General features: G+C 67.9%; 6 protein-coding genes. All 6 read left to right on the top strand.

Annotated features, from left to right (window positions below):
• The first annotated feature begins 622 nt into the window (after positions 1 to 622).
• The 6 genes from AB0L75_RS41435 (at position 623) to AB0L75_RS41410 (ending at position 6,607) form a co-directional block, all read left to right on the top strand.
• Complete coding sequence (locus AB0L75_RS41435) at positions 623 to 1,057, top strand: peptidase inhibitor family I36 protein (protein WP_365191457.1); 435 nt, start codon at positions 623 to 625, stop codon at positions 1,055 to 1,057.
• Positions 1,057 to 2,007, top strand: a complete 951-nt coding sequence (locus AB0L75_RS41430) for a hypothetical protein (RefSeq protein ID WP_365191456.1) — start codon at positions 1,057 to 1,059, stop codon at positions 2,005 to 2,007. Before AB0L75_RS41435 ends, AB0L75_RS41430 begins: the two co-directional genes overlap by 1 nt.
• A gap of 33 nt (positions 2,008 to 2,040) precedes the next feature.
• The gene (locus AB0L75_RS41425) at positions 2,041 to 2,430 is read left to right on the top strand and encodes a hypothetical protein (RefSeq protein ID WP_365191455.1); all 390 of its coding nucleotides are present in this window, start codon (positions 2,041 to 2,043) and stop codon (positions 2,428 to 2,430) included.
• Between the two features lie 558 nt (positions 2,431 to 2,988).
• Complete coding sequence (locus AB0L75_RS41420; RefSeq protein WP_365191454.1) at positions 2,989 to 4,002, top strand: hypothetical protein; 1,014 nt, start codon at positions 2,989 to 2,991, stop codon at positions 4,000 to 4,002.
• Positions 3,941 to 4,972 (top strand): integrase core domain-containing protein, encoded by a 1,032-nt coding sequence (locus tag AB0L75_RS41415; protein ID WP_365191458.1) that lies wholly within the window; start codon positions 3,941 to 3,943, stop codon positions 4,970 to 4,972. Before AB0L75_RS41420 ends, AB0L75_RS41415 begins: the two co-directional genes overlap by 62 nt.
• A 9-nt stretch (positions 4,973 to 4,981) precedes the next feature.
• Complete coding sequence (locus AB0L75_RS41410) at positions 4,982 to 6,607, top strand: tetratricopeptide repeat protein (protein WP_365191453.1); 1,626 nt, start codon at positions 4,982 to 4,984, stop codon at positions 6,605 to 6,607.
• The last annotated feature ends 154 nt before the right edge of the window (positions 6,608 to 6,761 follow it).

Raw genomic sequence — 6,761 nt, 5'->3', positions numbered from 1 at the left:
TGCACAGCCACCGCCTGAAGCAGCCGACACACCCGACGAGCCCTGCCCTCAGCACACCTCAACTTCCCCTCATCACAACAAGTTGACAGTGCCGTCGGCGGAGTTGGTCGAGGATCCGCTTGAGCACGCCGGCCTTCGACCAGCGGGCGAAGTACCCAGATGCGGTGCGCCAGGGAGGCTCGAATGTTGGGGAGGAAGGGCTGAATCCGGCCATCCTTGGCAGCATCAGCGGTCCCCTCGCATCCCCCTCCGCTTCACAGGAGTCACATAGGTGCCTCCTGGATTGCACACTCGATCACCGCATTCCGGATGGCTGCCGCTGCCGGAGTTGCTTTCACGCCGGGCCAGCACAGCTCCTGTTCTAGCCTCTTGACCGGCATGTTCATGCGGTGTCTAGAGTGGCCAGGCCGTGGGTGAATGGACCAGACCAAACATCCACCCGTCGGCTTGTCGTTGCGCGTCGGGGGGCGCGTCTATGTGCTGATCCGCCTCCCGGACGCGTTCGCTCCGAGGGGGAAGCTCTTTGCGTTTCGCTAGATCCGCCGCCGCTACAGCTGCCACCGCCGCAGCCCTCGCCGCCGGCGTTCTCACCGCAGCACCCGCCTACGCCGGGACCTCATACGTGCACAACGACTGCACGTCCAGTGATACGGGCCATCCGAACCACTGCTTCCGGATCCACTTCAACTCGCGGTCGGAGACCACGACTCAGTCGGACAGCGCCTGCTTCGCGACCCGCCGTGACCGCTCCAGTGAGTTCGGTTACTCGGTGAACGGGGGCGCGGTCGTCGTCCGGTTCGTCTTCGAGGACTTTCCCTCTGACGCATTCGGCGGGATGCCTTTCCCGTGCGGTCACAGCAAGGGGGACGGCGACGGGCAGGGCGTGGAAAACAATGCCGCGTCCGCGTGGAACCAGGACCCCTATGCCGCGTACTCGGTGTATTCCGAGGACGGCTACGGCGGGGAGAACCAGTGGTATCCCAAGGCCGACGGCTATGCCCGGAACCTGGGCTCCGGTATCAAGAACCACAACGGTTCTCACAAGAGGTATGCCTGATGCGACAGACCCGACCCCTCGTGCTCGCCGCCACCGGCGCGGTCCTCGCCCTCACGGCGGCCTGCGGCGCCAACTCGGCCGCCGACAAGAGTGCTGGAAGCCAGCAGCAGATGAAGACGGTGGCGATGCAGCTGCCGGATGCGAAGGTCCGCGCCAGCTGGCCCAAGCAGGACGTGGCCTCCGGACTGGCCAAAGGCATGCGGCTTCCGCTGGAGAAGTACATGCTCGGCTATCCCGACATGGTGGACATCGAGAACGCCAAGGACGTCGTCAAGTCAGCGTGTATGAAACGACTCGGGTTCTCCTACACGCCCAAACTGATGGGCACGCAGCCGGCGGTCTCCTACAACGAGATGAACATGGAACGCCGCTACGGCATCACCGACCTCGCGAAGGCCGCAGCCCACGGGTTCGCGGTGGCCCAGGACACCGGCGGGCCGAGCCAGGCGGACCAGGACGCCGAGCTCGCGCGGGAAGACCAGGAGTCCTCGGTCGAAGGCTGGGACAAGGCGATGAACGAGACGTGCATCCCCGAGGCCAACGGGAAGGTGGGCGTGCTGTTTCCCACCGACACTGCCGGGGATCTCGCCGGGCAGTCTCTCAAGGCCACCCGTTCCCAGCCGGTGGTGCAGCGCGCCCTCGCGTCCTGGTCCTCCTGCATGGCAGGCCACGGGCACCAGGTGAAGAGCCTGGACGATGCCGAGGGCCGGTTCGCCCAGCCCGGCAGGACCGGGGTTCAGCCTGAGAAGGCTGAAGTGTCGATGGCCACCGACGACGTCGCCTGCAAGCGCACTGCCGGGCTGGTGTCCACCTGGTACACGGCGGAGACCGCCTACCAGAACAAGCAGATCACGTCGTACAAACAGCAACTGGAGGCTGCGAAGACCCGCGATGCCCTGCTGCTCAAGAAGGCACGTGCCGTCCTGGCAAGCGTCAGCACGGCACGCTGAGCAGTCCTGCCGTCAGATATCAGAGGAGACGTGGTGGGGGCCAGAAGAACTGTCGTTGGCTGGATCGTGGCTGCCGCCGTCGTCTTCGGGGCGGCAGCCTGGCTCGCGCACCGCATGAATGCCGACACCCAGCCGGACACCGGCTCGCCGGAGTCCGTGAAGATCACCGACTCCGGCGTGCGGTACGCGCACGGCAAGCAGGTGTTCAGCGCCGACTACACCATCCACAACGACGAGGGACACGCGGTCACTTACACGGTGGTGTTCGACTTCGAGAACGGGACCACCCAGACCGTGACCAGGCGTATCGGGCCCGGCGTGTCCGTGCAGGGAACGGTCAGCACACCGTTCGAGAAGCCACGTCCCTCGGCCGAGGGCACACCCTCCGAGGTACGCGTCGCCGACGTCAGCACCTCAGAGTGATCCGCAACCCCCGCACCGTCCTTGCCAAGACCGGCAACCAGCAATAGGGGCCCGTTACCGGCCCCCTGAGCCGACCGCCTTGCCCCGCGCTCCTCCCGACCGGGGCAAGGCGGTTTCTGTAACCGGCCCCAAAACCTCAAGCTACCGCCCCTGTGATTCGCCCTTGCGCGCCCATGGGCGAGTCAAAACGTGCCCGCAGACCAGGGCACGGGACATCCCATCACACCAGAAATTCGGGGAACTTCTTTGAGATCCAGAAGACGATCACCCATACCTTTGGCCGTCCTTGCGGCGTGTACGGCGCTGACGGGCGGCCTGCTGCAAGCCGTCCCGGCCACGGCAGCACCCACACCTCCGCCGCCGTCCGCGCCGGGGAAGAGTCAGCCGCCCCCCGCCAGTGCGGTACAGGACCCGGATGCCAGGCTCGGGAAAGGCTGGAAGACCAGCCAGGACCGGGCTGTCACGAGCGCGGCCGACAGCGGCGGATTCAAGATCCTGGCCGCTGACAGCAAGGACGCCTACGAATGGCGGACGGCCGCTACTCTTGCGGAGCCGGACATGCCGGCCGATTCGTGGATCGGCAACAGCTGCGTCATGGACCGAGATCACGTCGCGGCCGTGTACGCGCCACGTAGGTTCACCAACAAGCCGGATCTGATGCAGGGAGGTGCGTTCACCGCGATCGTCGACCTCAAGACCGGCAAGGTGACGAAACTTGCGTTCACCGCCTCCCTCGCGTACTTCGACCCCACCTGCAACCCGGGCACCGGTACAGCCGTGTTCTCCGCGTTCCGGGACGACAAGACCCACCTGGTGACCGTCGACACCAGCGGGAAGACCAGCGCCGACACAACCGCCCGCGGGCAGATCACGTCCGCCGTTCCGGTCGAGGACGGCGTCATCGCGGCGCGCGGACCCCGTCTGGTCCACATCGACCGCTCTAGCGAGATGAAGGATCTGACGGCTACGGACGGGGTACCGTTCCAGATCCGGGCAGCCGGGAAGGGCCGGGTAGTATTCCTGGACCACAACGGGAGCACCGCCCGCGCCAAGCTGTGGACTGGCAAGGGGAAGCCCCCCACCCTGGCGTCAGGAAAGCTCGGTGACCTGGCGCTCAAGCAAGGCGACACGGGCCGGGTGTTCCTCACCGGCCGCCCGCAGAACGCCCGCCTGTCGGGTACGCCGGTCACCCAACTGAACGCCGGCGCGGACACCGACGTCTCCAGCCTCGGCCACCTGGCTGTGGACCCGGTACTAATGCCGGGGATACGGCACGGCCTGGCCCGGATCAAGGACGCCGGGAAGGGCTTTACCAAACCCGAGCCGCAGCCCACGCCGCGTATGCCTCAGGATCCCACCGACGAATCCTCCGGTGACACTGCGCCTGCCGAGAATGTCGTCCATGCACGTCAGGGGCTTGTTCGGTGGTGCGGCAGGATGAGCGCTCGTGTTGTTTCGTCTCGCCTACCTGACCGTCACCAACGCGTTCGTGGCCCTGCGGCTGCTACCGATGAGCGACCGCGACAAGGACGCCGAGATCCTCGCCCTGCGCCACCAGATCACCGTCCTTGAGCGGCAGCTCGGAGCGGTCCGGGTGACGTTCGCTCCGGAGGACCGGGCGTTCCTCGCCGCTGTGTTGGTACCGCTGCCACGCCAGGTCCTGCGCCGACTCCGGCTGCTGGTCCAACCCGACACCGTGCTGCGCTGGCACCGCGACCTGGTCAAGCAGCGCCACGCCCGCACCTGCAGGCCTAAGCGCCCCGGTCGGCCGCCGACCGTCCGCTCGATCCGCGCGCTGGTCCTGCGCCTGGTCCGGGAGAACCCGTCGTGGGGCTACCGCAGGGTGCACGGCGAACTCGCCACTCTCGGCATCCAGGTCGCCGCCTCCACCGTCTGGGAGATCCTCAAGACAGAGGGCGTCGACCCCGCTCCCGACCGGGCCGCCACCACCTGGGCCGACTTCCTGCACTCCCAGGCCGACGCCCTTCTGGCCTGCGACTTCATCGAGACCGTCACCCTGACCGGCCGGCGCCAGTACATCCTCGCGGTCATCGAGCACGCCACCCGCCGCATCCGGATCCTCGGCACCACGACGCACCCTACCGCGAACTGGGTCGCCCAGGCCGCCCGCAACCTGGTCATGGACCTGGAGGACGCCGCGGTCACCGTCACGTACCTGATCCGGGACCGGGACACGAAGTACCCCGCCCTCTTCGACCAGATCCTGGCCGACGCTGGCATCCAGGTCGTGCTCACTGGCGTCAGGATGCCGCGCATGAACGCCATCATGGAGCGCTGGGTCCAGACCTGCCGCCACGAACTCCTGGACCGCACCCTCGTCTGGAACGAGCGCCACCTCCTGCGTGCACTCCGCGAGTTCGAGCAGCACCACAATGAGCACCGGCCGCACCAGGCCATGAATCAGGCGGCACCCCTGCGCGCCACCCCCGAACCGCTCGACCCCGGACAGATCACCCGCCTGCGCATACGCCGGACAGACCGCCTCGGCGGCGTAGTCCACGAGTACCGACATGCAGCCTGAACTGCACGGATGAAGTATTCGGCAGGCGCACTGTTCACCCCCGACGAGGCACTCGCCTACCTCACGACGGTGCTGGACGGCCACGGCCGCACGGAGCCCGCCGATGAGCTCGCCGCCCTCGCCGACGACCTCGGCCACCTCCCCCTCGCCCTGTCCCAGGCCGCGACATATCTTCTCGACGCCGACCTTGGCTGTGCGGCCTATCGCGCCTTGCTGGCCGACCGCGCCCGCACCCTCGCCGACGTGCTCCCCTCCCCCTCAGCCCTGCCCGATGACCAGCCGACCTCCGTGGCCGCCGCCTGGTCCCTGTCCATCGACCGCGCCGACCAGCTCAGCCCGCAGGGCCTGGCCCGCCCCCTGCTCCAGTTCACCGCAGTACTCGACCCCAACGGCATCCCCGCCAAGGCCCTGGAAGATCTCCCCGCCCTGAACTATCTCGCCGCCCGCCGCGCCGGAACGGCTGCCCAGCCCGTGAGGAGCAGACGATGGCCCTGGCGACGGCCCCACCCGGAGCCGGTCACCGTTGCGGAGGTCCGTGGCGCCCTGCGCATCCTGCACTGCCTGAGCCTGATCGAGCACACTCCTGACACTTCGTCCGAGGCTGTGCGCGTTCACCAGCTCATCCAACGCGCCGCCCGCGAGGCCCTCGCCCCTCAGGAATACGACGGGCTTGCCCGCGCCGCCGCTGATGCTTTGCTTGCCGCCTGGCCCGAGGTCGAGAATGACACCGCCTTTGCCCAGGCCCTGCGCGCCAACACCGCCGTCCTGGCCAGCCACGCTGAAGACGCCCTGTACCGGCCCGGCGTCCACGAGTTGCTCTACCGCGTCGGCATCAGTCTTGGAGAGGCCGGCCAGGTCGCAGCCGCCGACGCGCACTACCGGCACTTGGTCGATGCTGCCCGCGACCGGTTGGGTCCGGACCACCCCGATAGTTTCCTCGCCCGTGGCGAACTCGCCCGGTGGCGGGGAGAGGCGGGGGACGCAGCCGGGGCGGCCGACGCCCTCAAGGAACTCCTCTCCGATTTGCGGCAGCTGCCGAACAGCCGGGACAGTCGTTACGTCCTGTTCATCCGTGGCAACCTTGCCCGGTGGCGGGGAGAGGCGGGGGACGCGGCTGGGGCGGCCGACGCCTTCAAGGAACTGCTACCCGACATGCAGCGGGTACGAGGCCCGAACCATCCCCACACGCTCGGCGTCCGCGGCGGCATCGCCGAGTGGCAGGGGAGGACGGGGGACGCGGCTGGGGCGGCCGACGCCTTTCAGGAACTGCTAGCCGACTACCTACGAATACTAGGTCCGAACGACCAGCAGACCCTGCTTATCCGCGGCAGACTTGCCCTGTGGCGGGCGGCGGCGGGGGACGCGGCCGGGGCAGCCGAAGCCTCCGAGGAACTTCTTCCCGACTTGCGGCAGGTACTAGGGCCGGATAATCCAGAGACCCTCGCCATCCGCGGCCTCTTCGCCCAATGCCAGGGGACGGCGGGGGACGCGGCTGGGGCGGCCGACGCCTTCAAGGAGCTACTACCCGACTTGCAGCGGGTAGTAGGCCCTGACCACAGCATCACCCAGTTCGCCCGAAGCTGCCTCGCCCACTGGCGTGGGGATGCCGAGGGCGGCGCTCAGTCGGCAGAGTAGGGCGGCCGTTTTGTGGCTGGTGACACAGTTCTTGCTCACCCTAAGGCGGGGCAGGCCTGAATCCGTCGTTCAGGCGGGCCACGGCAGCGGGGCGGACTCCCCAAATCCCGCAGGGCGGGCATAGGTTGACCTGCGAGTGATCATTTTTCGGGGG

The sequence above is a fragment of the Streptomyces sp. NPDC052101 genome, assembly GCF_040680235.1.
Taxonomy (GTDB): Bacteria; Actinomycetota; Actinomycetes; order Streptomycetales; family Streptomycetaceae; genus Streptomyces.
The sequence above is the reverse complement of the archived record's forward strand: the minus strand, read 5'-3'. Positions and strand labels throughout refer to the sequence as shown.

Coding starts and splice junctions, on each gene's coding strand:
- AB0L75_RS41430 (WP_365191456.1), top strand. CDS start 1,057: ATGCGACAGACCCGACCCCTCGTGCTCGCCGCCACCGGCGCGGTCCTC.
- AB0L75_RS41420 (WP_365191454.1), top strand. CDS start 2,989: ATGCCGGCCGATTCGTGGATCGGCAACAGCTGCGTCATGGACCGAGAT.
- AB0L75_RS41415 (WP_365191458.1), top strand. CDS start 3,941: ATGAGCGACCGCGACAAGGACGCCGAGATCCTCGCCCTGCGCCACCAG.
- AB0L75_RS41410 (WP_365191453.1), top strand. CDS start 4,982: ATGAAGTATTCGGCAGGCGCACTGTTCACCCCCGACGAGGCACTCGCC.